This is a genomic window from Vogesella indigofera, assembly GCF_003633895.1.
Taxonomy (GTDB): domain Bacteria; phylum Pseudomonadota; class Gammaproteobacteria; order Burkholderiales; family Chromobacteriaceae; genus Vogesella; species Vogesella indigofera.
On the sequence record NZ_RBID01000001.1, the window covers coordinates 111,020 to 126,929 of the forward strand.

The 15,910-nt window shown below is 59.4% G+C and carries 17 protein-coding genes and 1 tRNA gene; 3 read left to right on the forward strand and 15 right to left on the reverse strand.

Annotation, left to right across the window (positions count from 1 at the left end):
- Window positions 1-11: 11 nt before the first annotated feature.
- The 15 genes from nuoL to tpiA all read right to left on the reverse strand — a co-directional run bounded on the left by nuoL (window position 12) and on the right by tpiA (window position 12,748).
- Window positions 12-2,063: an NADH-quinone oxidoreductase subunit L gene (gene nuoL, locus C8E02_RS00580; protein ID WP_120809249.1), complete on the reverse strand. Its 2,052-nt coding sequence runs from the start codon at window positions 2,061-2,063 to the stop codon at window positions 12-14.
- Window positions 2,064-2,098: 35 nt separating this feature from the next.
- On the reverse strand, window positions 2,099-2,404 hold the full coding sequence (gene nuoK / locus C8E02_RS00585) for an NADH-quinone oxidoreductase subunit NuoK (RefSeq protein WP_047966932.1): 306 nt from the start codon (window positions 2,402-2,404) through the stop codon (window positions 2,099-2,101).
- 19 nt (window positions 2,405-2,423) lie between these two features.
- Window positions 2,424-3,065 carry an NADH-quinone oxidoreductase subunit J gene (locus tag C8E02_RS00590; RefSeq protein WP_047966931.1) on the reverse strand — a complete coding sequence of 214 codons (642 nt, stop codon included), beginning with the start codon at window positions 3,063-3,065 and terminating at the stop codon, window positions 2,424-2,426.
- Between the two features lie 9 nt (window positions 3,066-3,074).
- A complete protein-coding gene (gene nuoI, locus C8E02_RS00595) occupies window positions 3,075-3,554 on the reverse strand; it encodes an NADH-quinone oxidoreductase subunit NuoI (RefSeq protein ID WP_202902727.1) in 480 nt (159 codons plus the stop codon).
- 28 nt (window positions 3,555-3,582) lie between these two features.
- Entirely contained in the window at window positions 3,583-4,629 is a 1,047-nt protein-coding gene (gene nuoH / locus C8E02_RS00600; protein ID WP_047966930.1) for an NADH-quinone oxidoreductase subunit NuoH, read from the reverse strand.
- 3 nt (window positions 4,630-4,632) lie between these two features.
- The gene (gene nuoG, locus C8E02_RS00605) at window positions 4,633-6,987 is read right to left on the reverse strand and encodes an NADH-quinone oxidoreductase subunit NuoG (protein WP_120809250.1); all 2,355 of its coding nucleotides are present in this window, start codon (window positions 6,985-6,987) and stop codon (window positions 4,633-4,635) included.
- A gap of 3 nt (window positions 6,988-6,990) precedes the next feature.
- On the reverse strand, window positions 6,991-8,286 hold the full coding sequence (nuoF, locus tag C8E02_RS00610) for an NADH-quinone oxidoreductase subunit NuoF (RefSeq protein WP_047966928.1): 1,296 nt from the start codon (window positions 8,284-8,286) through the stop codon (window positions 6,991-6,993).
- Entirely contained in the window at window positions 8,286-8,786 is a 501-nt protein-coding gene (gene nuoE, locus C8E02_RS00615) for an NADH-quinone oxidoreductase subunit NuoE (RefSeq protein ID WP_047966927.1), read from the reverse strand. The genes nuoF and nuoE overlap by 1 nt, the downstream gene beginning before the upstream one ends.
- Window positions 8,786-10,039 carry an NADH-quinone oxidoreductase subunit D gene (locus C8E02_RS00620; RefSeq protein ID WP_047966926.1) on the reverse strand — a complete coding sequence of 418 codons (1,254 nt, stop codon included), beginning with the start codon at window positions 10,037-10,039 and terminating at the stop codon, window positions 8,786-8,788. Before C8E02_RS00620 ends, nuoE begins: the two co-directional genes overlap by 1 nt.
- Entirely contained in the window at window positions 10,032-10,625 is a 594-nt protein-coding gene (locus C8E02_RS00625) for an NADH-quinone oxidoreductase subunit C (protein WP_120809251.1), read from the reverse strand. Before C8E02_RS00625 ends, C8E02_RS00620 begins: the two co-directional genes overlap by 8 nt.
- Before the next feature lie 9 nt (window positions 10,626-10,634).
- Window positions 10,635-11,111 carry a NuoB/complex I 20 kDa subunit family protein gene (locus tag C8E02_RS00630; protein ID WP_047966924.1) on the reverse strand — a complete coding sequence of 159 codons (477 nt, stop codon included), beginning with the start codon at window positions 11,109-11,111 and terminating at the stop codon, window positions 10,635-10,637.
- Window positions 11,102-11,458 (reverse strand): NADH-quinone oxidoreductase subunit A, encoded by a 357-nt coding sequence (locus C8E02_RS00635; protein WP_047966923.1) that lies wholly within the window; start codon window positions 11,456-11,458, stop codon window positions 11,102-11,104. Before C8E02_RS00635 ends, C8E02_RS00630 begins: the two co-directional genes overlap by 10 nt.
- Window positions 11,459-11,551: 93 nt before the next feature.
- Window positions 11,552-11,637 (reverse strand) — tRNA-Leu (locus C8E02_RS00640).
- Window positions 11,638-11,655: 18 nt separating this feature from the next.
- Entirely contained in the window at window positions 11,656-12,000 is a 345-nt protein-coding gene (gene secG / locus C8E02_RS00645) for a preprotein translocase subunit SecG (RefSeq protein ID WP_047966922.1), read from the reverse strand.
- A gap of 1 nt (window position 12,001) precedes the next feature.
- Window positions 12,002-12,748, reverse strand: coding sequence for a triose-phosphate isomerase (tpiA, locus tag C8E02_RS00650; RefSeq protein WP_120809252.1), 747 nt, complete (start codon window positions 12,746-12,748; stop codon window positions 12,002-12,004).
- 146 nt (window positions 12,749-12,894) lie between these two features.
- On the opposite strand from tpiA, the gene pstS reads away from it, so the two are divergent.
- From pstS to pstA, 3 genes are all read left to right on the forward strand, one after another.
- Entirely contained in the window at window positions 12,895-13,932 is a 1,038-nt protein-coding gene (pstS, locus tag C8E02_RS00655; protein WP_120809253.1) for a phosphate ABC transporter substrate-binding protein PstS, read from the forward strand.
- A 79-nt stretch (window positions 13,933-14,011) separates the two neighbouring features.
- A complete protein-coding gene (pstC, locus tag C8E02_RS00660) occupies window positions 14,012-14,974 on the forward strand; it encodes a phosphate ABC transporter permease subunit PstC (protein ID WP_047966921.1) in 963 nt (320 codons plus the stop codon).
- A 56-nt stretch (window positions 14,975-15,030) separates the two neighbouring features.
- The gene (gene pstA, locus C8E02_RS00665) at window positions 15,031-15,903 is read left to right on the forward strand and encodes a phosphate ABC transporter permease PstA (RefSeq protein ID WP_047966994.1); all 873 of its coding nucleotides are present in this window, start codon (window positions 15,031-15,033) and stop codon (window positions 15,901-15,903) included.
- Window positions 15,904-15,910: the final 7 nt, after the last annotated feature.

Genomic DNA, 15,910 nt, shown 5'->3' on the forward strand with positions numbered 1-15,910 from the left:
GGTACCGATCCTTAACGGAGGATCAGCGGCTTGAACCAGTACGTCATCAGAACCAGCACCCCGATGATCATCACCGCAGCGTAGCTGTAGATGAAACCGGTTTGCAGCTTGCGGACCGCTCTGGATACCGAGCCGACCAGACGGGCACTGCCATTCACCAGCAAGCCATCGATCAGCAGCATGTCACCGACTTTCCAGAAGAAAGTGCCCAGTGCGCGCGAACCTTTGGCAAACACAGCGAAGTACAGCTCGTCCATGTAGTACTTGTTCTCGAGTAGCGTGTGCACACCGGAGAACTTCTGCTTGATGGCGGCCGGAATGTGCGGCGCCTTCATGTAGAAGAACCAGGCCAGTGCCACACCCGCTGCGGCCAACCAGAACGGCAGGGTCACGAAGGCGTGCAGGCCCATGGCCATTGCATCGTGGGCATGGTGCATAGCTGCTTCCAGGCCCGGATGTGCTTCCAGATTGGTGAAAATCACGCCGTTGAAGAACTCGCCACCGACCAGCGGATGAATGGCGAAGAAACCGATCAGCACCGAAGGAATCGCCAGCAGTGCCAGTGGCAGGGTCACCACCCATGGCGACTCGTGCGGCTTGTCGTTCGGACCCAGGCCATGGTGGTGGTCATCGGACGGCTCTTCGTCATCGTGATCGCCCTCATGAGCGTGGTGCGAACCGTGGTTCTCCATCCAGCGTTCCTTGCCGTGGAAGACCAGGAAATACATGCGGAAAGAGTAGAACGCGGTCACGAACACGCCGGCGATCACGGCAAAGTAGGCAAAGCCGGAAGCCGCCAGGTTGCTGTGTTCCACGGCCAGGATGATGGAATCCTTGGAGTAGAAGCCGGAGAAGAACGGGGTACCGATCAGTGCCAACGAGCCCAGCAGCGAGGTGATCCAGGTAATCGGCATGTACTTGCGCAGGCCGCCCATATTGCGCATGTCCTGGTCATGGTGCATGCCCATGATCACGGAACCGGCGCCAAGGAACAGCAAGGCCTTGAAGAACGCGTGCGTCATCACGTGGAACATGGCCACCGAGTAGGCGGACGCGCCCAGTGCTACGGTCATGTAACCCAGCTGCGACAGGGTAGAGTAAGCCACCACACGCTTGATGTCGTTCTGTACCACACCGAGGAAACCCATGAACAGCGCGGTGATCGAGCCGGCCACCATCACCACGTTCAGTGCGGTATCCGACATTTCGAACAGCGGGCTCATGCGCGATACCATGAAGATACCGGCGGTCACCATGGTCGCCGCGTGAATCAGCGCGGAGATCGGCGTCGGGCCTTCCATCGAGTCCGGCAGCCACACGTGCAGCGGGAACTGCGCCGATTTACCCATCGCGCCGATGAACAGCAGGATGCAGGTCACGGTCAGCAGCGACCACTCCACGCCAGGGATGATCTGGATGGTCTTGCTGGCCAGCGCCGGCGCCGCAGCGAACACGTCGCTGTAGTTCAGCGAACCGCCGAAATAGGCCAGTACCAGGCCGATACCGAGCAGGAAGCCGAAGTCACCGACACGGTTCACCAGGAACGCCTTCAGGTTGGCGAAGATCGCAGTCGGACGCTTGAACCAGAAACCGATCAGCAGATAGGAGACCAGACCCACCGCTTCCCAGCCGAAGAACAGCTGGATGAAGTTGTTGGACATCACCAGCATCAGCATCGAGAAGGTAAACAGCGAGATGTAGCTGAAGAAGCGCTGGTAACCCGGATCTTCGTGCATGTAGCCGATGGTGTAGATATGCACCATCAGCGACACGCTGGTTACCACCACCAGCATCATCGCGGTCAGCGAGTCAACGAGGAAGCCGACGGAGAACTCGAAACCACCGACCGTCAGCCAAGTGTATACAGGGGCATTGAATACTTGGGTGCTGCCGTCAAGGAAGCCCTTCAGTACGCCAATCGAGAGAACCGCCGAAACTGCCACGCCAAGAATGGTAACAACGTGTGCAGCACGGCGACCAATCGCCCATCCAAACAGGCCTGCAATGACCGACCCCACCAGTGGTGAGAGCGCAATCAGCAGGTATAAGCTCTTCATATCCATGTTTGTCGTGCTTTTTAAAGTGGTATCCGGTTGCCTTAGCCTTTGAGGCTGCCCAAGTCTTCTACGTTGATGCTGTCCAGTTTACGGAACAGCACCACCAGAATCGCCAGACCAATCGCCGATTCTGCCGCCGCAACGGTAAGGATGAAGAAGACGAAGATCTGCCCAGCCGTATCAGACAGATAGTGCGAAAACGCGATGAAGTTGTAGTTCACCGCCAGCAACATCAGTTCGATGGCCATCAGCAGGATGATCAGGTTTTTCCGGTTCAGGAAAATACCCAGTACGCTGATGGCAAACAGGATGCCGGCCAGAACCAGGAAGTGTGTGAGTGAAAGCACGTGTCCTCCTAATCGGCCGTCAGGCCTGTTGCTCGTTGGTGTCAGAAGCAGTGTCCACTTCAGGCTTCACCGCCTGAACCTGAACCACACGCACGCGGTCATTACGACGCACCCGCACCTGCTCCGCCGGATTGATGTACTTGCTGTCAGCACGCTTGCGCATGGTGATACCGATGGCGGCAACCATCGCCACCAGCAGCACGACCGCCGCAGCCTCGAATGGCAGCAGATAAACGGTATACAGCTGGCGACCCAGCTCGCGCACGTTGCTGGCATCGGCCGCCACCGCAGGCCCGGCCTGGAAACCGGCAAGGTTGGCCTCCGGGCTGGACAGGATCAGCAGCATTTCGGCCACCATCACCAGCGCCACGGTACCGGCCAGCGGGAAGTTCTGCCAGAAGCCTTCGCGCAGCTTCTCGATGTTGATGTCGAGCATCATCACCACGAACAGGAACAACACCATCACCGCACCGACATAGACCAGCACCAGCGCAATGGCGAGGAACTCCGCCTGCAGCAACAGCCAGTGGCCGGAGGCGGTAAAGAACGCCAGCACCAGATACAAGGCTGCATGAACCGGGTTTTTGGCCGTCACCACGCGGAACGCGGCAACGATCAGGATCAACGACAGCACATAAAACACAACAGCTTGAAAGCTCATGTCTCCCCCTTAGCGATACTTGGCATCAGCAGCCTTGTTGGCCGCAATTTCAGCCTCGTACTTGTCACCCACCGCCAGCAGCATCGGCTTGGTGTAGTAGAGGTCGCCACGTTTTTCGCCGTGGTATTCAAAAATGTGCGTTTCCACAATGGCGTCGACCGGGCAGGCTTCTTCACAGAAACCGCAGAAAATGCACTTGGTCAGATCGATGTCGTAGCGGCTGGTACGACGGGTACCGTCGTCACGCTGCTCCGACTCGATGGTGATGGCCAGCGCCGGGCATACTGCCTCGCACAGCTTACAGGCGATGCAGCGCTCTTCGCCGTTGGCGTAACGGCGCTGCGCGTGCAGGCCACGGAAGCGCGGCGAGATCGGGGTCTTCTCTTCCGGGAACTGGACGGTGATCTTGCGGGCGAAGAAGTGACGACCGGTCACCATCAGGCCCTGCACCAGTTCTACCAGCAGGAAGGTTTTGAAAAAATTTCGGATCATTTCCATGCTATTCATCCAATCCGTATCAGTTCCACAGCGACAGTGGGCTCATCATCCAGGCGCCGACAACCAGCACCCAAACCAGCGATACCGGGATGAAGATTTTCCAGCCCAGACGCATGATCTGGTCGTAGCGATAGCGCGGGAAGGTGGCACGGAACCACAGGAACAGGAACAGCACCAGGGAAATCTTGGCCAGCAGCCAGATCACACCGGACGCGCCCAGCGCACCCCACGATGCCGGGAACGGCGACAGCCAGCCACCCATGAACATGATGGCGGTCAGTGCCGACACCAGGATCATGTTGGCGTATTCCGCCAGGAAGAACACGGCGAAGGCCATGCCGGAGTATTCCACGTGGAAACCGGCGACAATTTCCGATTCACCTTCCGCCACGTCGAACGGGGCACGGTTGGTTTCCGCAACACCGGAAATCAGGTACACCAGGAACAGCGGGAACAGCGGTAGCCAGTTCCAGGACAGCACCGAACCACCACCGATACCGTGGCCCTGCTGGTTGACGATCTCAACCAGGTTCAGGCTGCCGGACACCATCAGCACGCCGACCAGCGCGAAGCCCATCGAGATCTCGTAGGACACAATCTGGGCCGAGGAACGCAGTGCTCCCAGGAAGGAGTACTTGGAGTTACCCGCCCAGCCGGCCACGATCACGCCGTACACGCCCATCGAAGTGATCGCCATGATGAACAGCAGCGACGCATCGATATTGGCCAGCACCATGGTGTCGGTGAACGGGATCACCGCCCAGGCCGCCAGTGCCGGCATGATGGACAGCACCGGCGCCACCAGAAACAGACCCTTGCTCGACTTGGTTGGCAGGATGATCTCTTTCATCAGCAGCTTCACGCCGTCAGCCAGTGGCTGCAGCAGCCCTTTCGGGCCGACACGGTTAGGGCCGATACGGATCTGCATGTAGCCGATCACCTTGCGCTCTGCCAGCGTCAGGTAGGCCACACCGATCATCAGCGGGGCAACGATGGCCAGAATCTTCAGCAGTGTCCACACCGCCAGACCGGCCTCGGTCCCCAGCAAGTTTTGCAGCAATTCCATGACTTATCCTCGCTTGATCTGAATCGGTTCGAACAGACCACCCAGTGCCTGCGTTGCCGGATGGGCAGCAGCGACACGGACCGCACCGGCGGCAACGGCAGCGTCGGCTACCAGTTGCAGGCGAACTTCGGCCTCACCCTGGCTGACGATGGCAGGCTGACCTGCTTCCAGACCCAGTTTGGCGATGTCTTGCGGGTTGAGGGCAATCACGGGCGCGGCTGCCGCGGCGGTCTTCTGCAGCGATTCGGCGCGACGGCAGATGGCATCGGCCTGATACATCGGCACTTCACCGATACGTACCAGCGTGCCGTCAGCCACAACGTTGGCCGCAACACTGGTCAACTGGTTGTTCAGTGCCGCAGCGATGTCACCATGCGCCAGCAACTCGGCGCGCACGTCTTCCGCACTGTTGAAATCGAAGCCGGACAGGTTGAGCATGTTGCCCAGCACGCGCAGCACTTTCCAGGCCGGACGGGTCTCGCCCAGCGGACGCACCACGCCGTTGAACGGCTGCAGCTTGCCTTCCATGTTGACAAAGGAGCCGGCGGTTTCGGAGAACGGCGCGATCGGCAGCAGCACGTCGGCGTAGTCCAGCAGCGCTTCGCCCTTGAATGCGGTCAGGGCAATCACGGTGGCAGCCTGCTTCATCGCGGCAACGGCTTGCTGGCTGTTGTAGGCGTCGGCTTCGATCTCGCTGTTGAGCAGCACGTAAGCCTTGCGCGGCGCGGCCAGCATCTCGCTGACACCGATACCGGCAGAGACGGTCTTGCCCAGCGGGCCACGTTGCGGATTGACACCGGCGATGTCGGCACCGACGCTGTTGGCGGCTTCGGCGGCGATACCGAAACGGGCGCCAGTGACGCGGCCGATTTCCTGGGCCAGCGACAGCAGCTCGGCAAACGCCGGGTGATGTTGTGCCACGTTGCCCAGCACGATGGCAGCCGATTCGGCGGCGCACAGGCTATCGGCAATGGCACGCGCCTCGGCACCAACGTTGGCCGCAGACAGGTCCAGCGTGGTCGACGCGGACTTGATTTCCACCGCGGCTTTCAGCACCTGCGCCAGCGCATTAACGAGGGCCAGCGGCGATACGATCAGCTTGGCGTTGATGCGGGTCAGCAGCTCGTCGTCGCTGGTATGGATCACGTTCAGTGCCATGCCCTTCTTGACCGACTGGCGTAGACGCGATGCCAGCAATGGCTGCTCCTGGCGCTGGGTGGAACCCACCATCAGCACCGACTTGGCGGCCAGCAGCTCGACGATGCTGGAACCCAGCCACAGTGCGCCCTGCTGTGCCGCGGCGACACGCTTGTCGCTGCGACGCAGTGCGGCATCGATATTGTTGACGCCGAAGCTGCGCGCCAGTTTCTGCGCCAGATACAGTTCTTCGGTGGTGCTGTGCGGGCTGGCTAGGAAGCCGATGGCATCCTTGCCGTGGTCGTTGGCCACGCCGTTGAGGCCCTTGACCACGTAGTCCAGTGCCGTCTGCCAGTCGGTTTCGTGCCACTTGCCGTCAAACTTGATCATCGGCTTCTGCAGGCGCTCGGCGCTGTTCAGGCCTTCGTACGAGAAGCGGTCGCGGTCGGCGATCCAGCACTCGTTGATGTCTTCGTTTTCCAGCGGCAGGACGCGCATCACCTGGTTCTGCTTGACCTGCACGATCAGGTTGCTGCCCAGACCGTCGTGCGGGCTGACCGACTTGCGGCGCGACAGCTCCCAGGCACGGGTAGCGTAGCGGAACGGCTTGGAGGTCAGCGCACCGACCGGGCACAGGTCGATGACGTTGCCGGAGATTTCCGAATTCACGGTCTTGCCGAGGAACGGCAGGATTTCCGAAAATTCGCTGCGGTTGGCCATACCGATTTCCTGGTAGCCACCGATCTCTTCGGTAAAGCGGACACAGCGGGTGCAATGGATGCAGCGGCTCATTTCCTCGGCGGAAACCAGCGGCCCCATGTCCTTGCCGACCACGGCGCGTTTTTCTTCCTGGTAACGGGACGAGGAATTGCCGTAGCCCACGGCCAGATCCTGCAGCTGGCACTCACCGCCCTGGTCGCAGATCGGGCAATCCAGCGGGTGGTTGATCAGCAGGAACTCCATCACGCCAGCCTGGGCCTTCTTGGCCAGCGGCGAGGCGGTATGCACTTTCATGCCGTCGGTGACCGGCGTGGCACAGGCCGGCAAAGGCTTGGGAGCCTTTTCCACTTCCACCAGGCACATGCGGCAGTTGGCCGCAATGGACAGCTTCTTGTGGTAGCAGAAGTGAGGAATATGTGTACCGGCGGTGTGGGCAGCATCCATGATGGTGATGCCCTGATTGACCGTCAGTTTTTTTCCGTCGATTTCGATTTCAAGCATCGCTCAACACCATTTGTGATCCACCAAGGCCTTCTTGTGCGTAATGAGATGTTCAAACTCATTGCGGAAGTGCTTGGTGAAACTACGAACAGGGAACACGGCGGCATCAGCCAGAGCGCAAATCGTGCGGCCCGCCATATTGTTCCCGACAGATTCCAGCAACTCCAGATCGCCGTCACGGCCTTCGCCGTTGGCGATGCGATGGATCACCTTGTACAGCCAGCCGGTACCTTCACGGCATGGCGTGCATTGGCCGCAGGATTCTTCGTGATAGAAGTAGGCCAGACGCTCCAGCGCCTTGACCATGCACACGTCTTCGTTCATCACGATGACCGCGCCGGACCCCAGCATCGAACCGGCCTTGGAAATACTGTCGTAATCCATGGTCAGCTCCATCATCACCTCGCCCGGCAGTACCGGCGCAGACGAACCACCCGGAATCACCGCCTTCAGCTTCTTGCCATCCTTCATGCCGCCGGCCATTTCCAGCAGCGTGGCGAACGGGGTGCCCAGCGGAATCTCGTAGTTGCCAGGACGGTTGACGTGACCGGAGATGGAGAACAGCTTGGTGCCGCCGTTGTTCGGCTTGCCCGCTTCCAGGAACTTCTGGCCGCCGTCACGGATGATGAACGGCACGGAGGCGAACGACTCGGTGTTGTTGATGGTGGTCGGCTTGCCGTACAGGCCGAAGCTGGCTGGGAACGGCGGTTTGAAGCGCGGCTGGCCTTTTTTGCCTTCCAGCGATTCCAGCAGCGCGGTTTCTTCGCCGCAGATGTAGGCGCCGTAGCCGTGGTGCGCGAACAGGTCGAAGCTGAAGTCGGTGCCGAGGATGTTCTGTCCCAGCAGACCGGCCTTGCGTGCCTCGTCCAGTGCCTCTTCGAACAGCTCGTAGGCTTCGAAGATTTCACCGTGGATGTAGTTGTAACCCGCCTTGCAACCCATGGCGTAACCGGCAATGATCATGCCTTCGATCAGCGCGTGCGGGTTGTAGACGATGATGTCGCGATCCTTGAACGTGCCCGGTTCGCCTTCGTCGGTGTTACAGACCACGTACTTGTCACCGGGGAAGGAACGCGGCATGAAGCTCCACTTCAGACCGGTCGGGAAACCTGCACCGCCACGACCACGCAAGCCGGAGTTCTTCACTTCGGCGATCACGTCTTCCTGGGGGATCTTGTTATCAAGAATTTTCTTGAGGGCCTGATAGCCACCGCGAGCCATGTAGGCCTCGAGGCGCCAGCAGTCCGGAGCGGCGGTGTCCACGCCCTCGAAAATCACGCCATTGACGAAAACTGCCATTATTCCAACTCCGCCAGTTTCTTATCGATAGCTTCGCGCGTCATGAAGCTGCACATTTTGTGGTTGTTCACCAGCAGGACCGGTGCATCACCACAGGCGCCCATGCACTCCCCTTCCAGCAGGGTGAACTTGCCGTCGGCGGTGGTTTCACCGATGCCGATACCCAGCTTTTCACCGATGTAGTGCGCGGCATTGACGCCGCCTTGCAGTGCGCAAGGCAGGTTGGTGCAGACGGTCAGCTTGTATTTGCCGACCGGCTTCATGTCGTACATGTTGTAGAAGGTAGCCACTTCATAGGCGGCAACCGGCGGGATACCCACGTAGTTGGCCACGAATTCGATCACGTCGGCATTGAGGCAGCGCTCTTCCGGCGTGTTGCCGGTTTCACGACGCTCGACCAGTGCAATGCGCAACGCGCCCATGATGGCCGAACGGAACTGGTCGGCAGGATACTTGGCCAGTTCGCGGTCAATTTTTGCAAGCGATTGTGCGGATAGCATCAGCGGTCGATCTCCCCAAATACCACGTCCTGAGTACCAATGATGGCGACAACGTCGGCGATCATGTGGCCACGAGACATTTCATCCAGACTGGCCAGATGGGCATAGCCCGGCGCACGGATTTTCAGACGATAAGGTTTGTTGGCACCATCGGAAACCAGATAGATACCGAACTCGCCTTTTGGATGCTCTACAGCGGCGTAAGCTTCGCCTTCCGGCACATGCATGCCTTCGGTGAAGAGTTTGAAATGGTGGATCAGCTCCTCCATATTGCTCTTCATGTCTTCGCGGCTAGGTGGGGCGAACTTGTGGTTGTCGGTGATGACCGGACCAGGGTTGGCCTTCAGCCACTTCACGCACTGCTGGATGATGCGGTTGGACTGGCGCATTTCTTCGACACGCACCAGATAGCGGTCATAGCAGTCGCCGGTGACGCCAACCGGAATGTCGAATTCCATGCGGTCGTACACGTCATACGGCTGCATCTTGCGCAGGTCCCAGGCGATGCCGGAACCACGCAGCATCGGACCGGTCATGCCCAGATTCTTGGCACGCTCCGGCGTGACCACGCCGATACCGACGGTACGCTGCTTCCAGATACGGTTATCGGTGAGCAGGGTCTCGTAGTCGTCGACACAGGCCGGGAAACGGTTGGTGAAGTCTTCGATGAAATCGAGCATCGAGCCCTTGCGGGTTTCGTTCAGGCGTGCGATTTCCTTGGCGTTGCGGATCTTGGACGCCTTGTACTGCGGCATGCTGTCCGGCAGGTCGCGATAGACACCACCCGGACGGAAGTAGGCGGCATGCAAGCGGGCACCGGAGACGGCCTCGTAGCAGTCCATCAGGTCTTCACGCTCACGGAACGCGTACAGGAACATGGTCATCGCGCCGATATCGATGGAGTGCGCACCGATCCACAACAGATGGTTGAGGATACGGGTGATCTCGGCGAACATCACGCGGATGTACTGGGCACGCTCGGGCACTTCGATACCGGCCAGCTTTTCGATCGCCAGGCAGTAGGCGTGCTCGTTGCACATCATCGACACGTAGTCGAGACGGTCCATGTACGGCAGCGACTGGATGAAGGTCTTGCTTTCGGCCAGCTTCTCGGTACCGCGGTGCAGCAGACCGATATGCGGGTCCGCACGCTGTACCACTTCACCATCCAGCTCCAGCACCAGGCGCAACACGCCGTGCGCGGCCGGGTGCTGCGGACCGAAGTTCAGGGTGTAGTTACGGATGTCAGCCACCGTAGTTCTCCTCGCGAATGATGCGTGGCGTAATCTCACGCGGTTCGATGGTGACCGGCTGGTAGATCACGCGCTGCTGAGCTGCGTCGTAGCGCATTTCGACATGACCGGACAGCGGGAAGTCCTTGCGGAATGGATGACCGACAAAACCGTAGTCGGTAAGGATGCGACGAAGGTCCGGATGGCCTTCGAAGATGATGCCGAACAGGTCGAACGCCTCGCGCTCGAACCAGTTGGCGGTATTCCAGATTTCCACCACGCTCGGCACGACCGGGAAATCGTCATCCTCGGCAAACACGCGCACGCGCAGGCGGGTGTTGTGCGTCAGGGACAGCAAATGATAAACCACCGCAAAACGCAGGCCGTCTTGTGGTTGGTCTTGGTAGGTGCTGTAGTCCATGCCACAGACGTCGATACACTGCTCGAACGCCAGCTCTGGGTGATCGCGCAATGTGGTCATTGCTTCGGTCACGTTCACGGATTTACAGACGATAGTCAGCTCACCGAGCGCAATCTTGGCCGATACAACCTTGTCGCCAAGCACACGCTCTACCGCCGACTTGAGCACTTCCATTCTGGATGCCATGGTTTAACCTCAGCGGGCGATAGTATTGGTACGCTTGATCTTGTTCTGCAGCTGGATGATGCCGTAAAGCAACGCCTCTGCAGTCGGCGGACAGCCCGGCACATAGACGTCAACCGGAACAATACGATCACAGCCGCGAACGACAGAATAAGAGTAGTGGTAGTAGCCGCCGCCATTAGCACAGGAGCCCATGGAGATCACCCAGCGTGGCTCGGCCATCTGGTCGTACACCTTGCGCAGGGCCGGGGCCATCTTGTTGCACAGGGTACCGGCAACAATCATCAGGTCGGACTGGCGTGGACTGGGACGGAACACGATGCCGAAACGGTCGAGGTCATAACGGGCAGCACCCGCATGCATCATCTCCACCGCACAGCAGGCCAGGCCGAAGGTCATCGGCCACAGGGAACCAGTACGGGTCCAGTTAATGAGCTTGTCAGCCGTGGTGGTGACAAAGCCCTTTTCAAGAACGCCTTCTACTCCCATTCCAGAGCTCCCTTTTTCCACATGTAGACGAAACCGATGGTCAGCACCGTGATGAACTCAATCATGACGCCGAAGCCATACATGCCCAGTTCTTTGAGCACAACCGCCCACGGAAAGAGAAAGGCAATTTCCAGATCGAAGAGAATGAAAAGAATGGCGACCAGGTAGTACCGGACGTCAAACTTCATACGCGCATCTTCAAATGCCTCGAAGCCGCATTCGTATGGAGAAAGCTTTTCAGGATCAGGACGATTCGGGGCCAACAGCCACCCCAGAAGCAATGGACCGACGCCAACCAGCAGGCCGACGACAACGAACATCAGAATGGGAAAGTAATTTTGCAGCATTTCCCGCGCACCTCTAAAAGAAAGGAGGTCAAAGACCTCCTTGGCTCCAAGTAAAACAGGCCACCGGTTTCCCGATGGCCTGTTTTTTGAATGTGGTGCCGACAGTGAGACTCGAACTCACACAGCCTATGGCCACTACCCCCTCAAGATAGCGTGTCTACCAATTCCACCATGTCGGCACTATACAAACTCAATTTTTACTCTGGAATCACAGAACCAGAGGCCTTGCTCTTATCAGCGTCGCTCGGGAGTGGCGATGCAGACTGGCTGGACACTCCACCCATCACGCCCAATTCCGTCTTGGCCGAGGAGTGAAAGAAACCAATAACCATCAAGGACGAGAAGAATACGACTGCTGCAATCGCAGTAGCCCTACTCAAAAAATTCGCGGAACCGGTGGCACCAAACAGACTACCCGATGCACCACTACCGAAAGCAGCACCCATGTCCGCACCCTTGCCATGCTGCATCAGGACAAGGACGATGATCGCCAGCGCAGAAACCAACATGGCGACGAGTGCTAATGTATTCAGAAGTTCCATACTATACCGTTTTTTCAGCAGCCTGGCAAATTCGCCCAAAGCTCTCAACATCTAAAGATGCCCCGCCAACCAAGGCGCCACCGACACTTTGCAGCGAAAAAATCGCATCCGCATTGTCCGCCTTGACGCTGCCTCCGTAGAGGACGCGAATACTATCAGAAGCCCCATGGCATTGCAACAAAGTCGCCCGGATATATTGGTGCACGTCGTCGATCTGCTCGACACTGGCCACCTTGCCGGTACCGATCGCCCAGACCGGCTCGTACGCCACCACGTAGTCGTGGCCGGCCAGCGCGGCCAGCACCGTCAGCTGCTCGGCGATTACCGCCTTATAGGCATCGGCTTCGCGCTCGGCCAGCGTCTCGCCGACGCAATAAACGGGAACCAGGCCGGCGGCAACGGTCGCCTGCAGCTTGCGCGCCAGCAAGGCATTGTCTTCGGCAAAGTACTGGCGGCGCTCGGAGTGGCCGATCAGCACATAGCGGCAGCCGACATCGGCCAGCATCGCGGCACTGACTTCGCCGGTGTAGGCACCATCCTTGTCAAAGGCGCTGACATCCTGCGCCGCCAGCGCGATATTGCTGCCAGCCAGCAACGCGGCGGCCTGACCAAGGTAGGCAAACGGTGGCGTCACCGCCACCTGGGCCACCCGCACCGCCGCATCGTCCTGCAGCGCGTTTATCAGTGCAAGGTTGGCCGCAAGCCGCCCGTTCATCTTCCAGTTGCCGATTACCAGTTTGCCCGTCATGCCGAATACCCTGATTGCTGTTTTTAATGGGCAAATTATATCAGCGGGTACTACATTGCTGTGCATAGTCATGACTGTAATATTTCTGCAAAGAGTCTCCCTTAGGATGCGCACATCGAAACAAGTCGTGAACTCTAGGAGCAAGCATGAAACATTCTATTCGTTGGGCTACCACGCTGGTGGTTTCCGGTTTTGTTGCAAGCAATGTGTTTGCGGCCGACATCACCGGCGCTGGCGCCACCTTCCCGTACCCGCTGTACGCCAAATGGGCGGAAGCGTACAAGGCGCAGACCAACAACAACATGAACTACCAGTCGATCGGTTCGGGTGGTGGTATCAAGCAGATTCAGTCGAAGACCGTTGATTTCGGTGCCTCCGACATGCCGCTGAAGCCGGAAGAGCTGAGCAAGCACGGCCTGACCCAGTTCCCGACCGTGATCGGCGGCGTAGTACCGGTGGTCAACGTCCCTGGCATCGGCGCCGGCCAGCTGAAACTGACCGGCCCGCTGCTGGCCGACATCTACCTCGGCAAGGTTGCCAACTGGAACGATGCCGCCATCGGCAAGCTGAACCCGGGCGTGAAGCTGCCAGACCAGAAGATTACCGTGGTACGCCGCTCCGACGGCTCTGGCACCACCTTCATCTTCACCAACTACCTGTCCAAGGTATCGCCGGAATGGAAATCCGCCATCGGTGAAAACACCGCGGTGAACTGGAAGACCGGTGTCGGCGGCAAGGGCAATGAAGGCGTCGCCAACTACGTAACCCGCATCAAAGGCTCCATCGGCTATGTAGAATACGCCTACGCCAAGCAGAACAAGATTGCGCACGCCCAGGTACAGAACGCGGCCGGTACTTTCGTGAATCCGGATGACAGCACCTTCAAGGCTGCTGCGGCCAACGCCGACTGGGCCAAGGCACCAGGCTTCTACCTGATCCTGACCAACCAGCCAGGCAAGGACAGCTGGCCGATCTCCGGCGCCACCTTCATCCTGATGCACAAGAAACAGGACAAGCCGGAACAGGCACAGGAAGCCCTGAAGTTCTTCGACTGGGCCTACAAGGGCGGCGACGCCATTGCCACCCAGCTTGACTATGTGCCGATGCCTGCCAATGTGAAGACGGTAATCCGCAACAGCTGGAAACAGATTGCCGCCACCTCCGGCGCCCCGGTCTGGAAGTAATCTGCAGTTGCAGCACTGAAGTACAAGCCGGGGAGAGACTCCTCGGCTTTTTGTCTGCCAATCAGACCAAGAGATTTTCATGGAAAAACTAAGCAACAGCGCCAACCTGAAACGTCAGATGATGCTGGATTCGCTGTTCCGCATGACCACCCGGTTTTTTGCCTTCCTGGTGCTGGCCCTGCTGGTCGGCATCCTGATCTCGCTGGTCATCGGCGCCATGCCCAGCATCCGGCACTTTGGCTGGGGCTTCCTGACCAGCACCGAGTGGGATCCGGTATCGGAAAACTTCGGCGCGGTGGTGCCGATCTTCGGCACGCTGGTGACCTCCTTTATCGCGTTGCTGATCGGGGTTCCGGTCAGCTTCGGCATTGCCATCTTCCTGACCGAGATCTGCCCGCCGCTGCTGAAGCGGCCGCTGGGCATCGCGGTGGAACTGCTGGCCGGCATCCCGTCCATCATCTACGGCATGTGGGGCCTGTTCGTGTTTGCGCCGCTGTTCGGCGACCACGTGCAGCCATGGATCATGGAAAACCTCGGTGAATGGCCGCTGATCGGCTTCCTGTTCCAGGGTGCGCCGATGGGTATCGGCATCTTCACCGCCGGCCTGATCCTGGCCATCATGGTGATCCCGTTCATCGCCTCGGTGATGCGCGACGTGTTCGAAGTGGTACCGCCGATGCTGAAGGAATCCGCCTACGGCCTGGGTGGCACCACCTGGGAAGTGGTGCGTAACGTGGTACTGCCGTACACCAAGACCGGTGTCATCGGTGGCATCATGCTGGGGCTGGGCCGCGCGCTGGGCGAGACCATGGCGGTCACCTTCGTGATCGGCAACTCCACCAACCTGTCCACCAGTCTGTTCGACCCCGGTAACTCGATTGCCTCGGCGCTGGCCAACGAGTTTGCCGAAGCCACCGGCGAATTCCACATGGCCGCGCTGATCGAACTCGGCCTGATCCTGTTCTTCATCACCTTTGTCGTACTGTCCTGCTCCAAGTTGCTGCTGCTGCAACTGAAGAAGCAGGAAGGCCGTAATTCCTGAGCGGGAGCATGATGACTACCACCCTGACCGCCCGTTCGCCCAACACGGATCACACCATGTCGGCACAACCAAGCAAAAATTCGCGCAACAACGCCATCTACGCCCGGCGCCGTTTCGTCAACGGCTTCAACATGACCGCCTCGCTGCTGGCGATGGGGTTCGGCCTGTTCTGGCTGGCGTGGATCCTGTACACCCTGCTCGTCAACGGTCTCGCCGGCATGAGCGTGGACGTGTTCACCAAGATCACGCCGCCGCCCGGCTCCGAAGGCGGCCTGATCAACGCCATCGCCGGCTCGCTGAAGATGACCTTCTTCGGCACCCTGCTCGGCACCCCGATCGGCATCCTCGCCGGCGTGTACCTGGCGGAATTCGGCGAGCGCGGCTGGCTGGCGCCGGCCACCCGCTTCATCAACGACATCCTGCTGTCGGCACCGTCCATCGTCATCGGCCTGTTCATCTACGAGATGTACGTGGTGACCATGGGCCACTTCTCCGGCTGGGCCGGCGCGCTGGCGCTGTCGCTGCTGGTGATTCCGGTGGTGGTGCGCACCACCGAGAACATGCTGCGCCTGGTGCCGAACAGCCTGCGCGAAGCGGCAATCGCCCTCGGCGCACCGCAGTGGAAGGTGACCATGTACGTGACGCTGCGCTCGGCCAAGGCCGGCGTGATTACCGGCATCCTGCTGGCGGTGGCACGCATTTCCGGCGAAACCGCGCCGCTGCTGTTCACCGCGCTGAACAACCAGTTCTGGAGCGGCATGAACCAGCCGATGGCCAACCTACCGATCGTGATCTTCCAGTTCGCGATGAGCCCGTACGAAGACTGGCACGCACTGGCCTGGGCCGGCGCCCTGCTGATCACGCTCAGCGTACTGACCCTGAACATCGTTGCCCGCTGGCTGGGCAGTCAGAAAACCCAATCTCATTAAGGCTTGA

Coding starts and splice junctions, on each gene's coding strand:
- nuoL (WP_120809249.1), bottom strand. CDS start 2,063: ATGGATATGAAGAGCTTATACCTGCTGATTGCGCTCTCACCACTGGTG.
- C8E02_RS00590 (WP_047966931.1), bottom strand. CDS start 3,065: ATGAGCTTTCAAGCTGTTGTGTTTTATGTGCTGTCGTTGATCCTGATC.
- nuoH (WP_047966930.1), bottom strand. CDS start 4,629: ATGGAATTGCTGCAAAACTTGCTGGGGACCGAGGCCGGTCTGGCGGTG.
- nuoG (WP_120809250.1), bottom strand. CDS start 6,987: ATGCTTGAAATCGAAATCGACGGAAAAAAACTGACGGTCAATCAGGGC.
- nuoF (WP_047966928.1), bottom strand. CDS start 8,286: ATGGCAGTTTTCGTCAATGGCGTGATTTTCGAGGGCGTGGACACCGCC.
- nuoE (WP_047966927.1), bottom strand. CDS start 8,786: ATGCTATCCGCACAATCGCTTGCAAAAATTGACCGCGAACTGGCCAAG.
- C8E02_RS00625 (WP_120809251.1), bottom strand. CDS start 10,625: ATGGCATCCAGAATGGAAGTGCTCAAGTCGGCGGTAGAGCGTGTGCTT.
- C8E02_RS00630 (WP_047966924.1), bottom strand. CDS start 11,111: ATGGGAGTAGAAGGCGTTCTTGAAAAGGGCTTTGTCACCACCACGGCT.
- C8E02_RS00635 (WP_047966923.1), bottom strand. CDS start 11,458: ATGCTGCAAAATTACTTTCCCATTCTGATGTTCGTTGTCGTCGGCCTG.
- secG (WP_047966922.1), bottom strand. CDS start 12,000: ATGGAACTTCTGAATACATTAGCACTCGTCGCCATGTTGGTTTCTGCG.
- tpiA (WP_120809252.1), bottom strand. CDS start 12,748: ATGACGGGCAAACTGGTAATCGGCAACTGGAAGATGAACGGGCGGCTT.
- pstS (WP_120809253.1), top strand. CDS start 12,895: ATGAAACATTCTATTCGTTGGGCTACCACGCTGGTGGTTTCCGGTTTT.
- pstC (WP_047966921.1), top strand. CDS start 14,012: ATGGAAAAACTAAGCAACAGCGCCAACCTGAAACGTCAGATGATGCTG.
- pstA (WP_047966994.1), top strand. CDS start 15,031: ATGTCGGCACAACCAAGCAAAAATTCGCGCAACAACGCCATCTACGCC.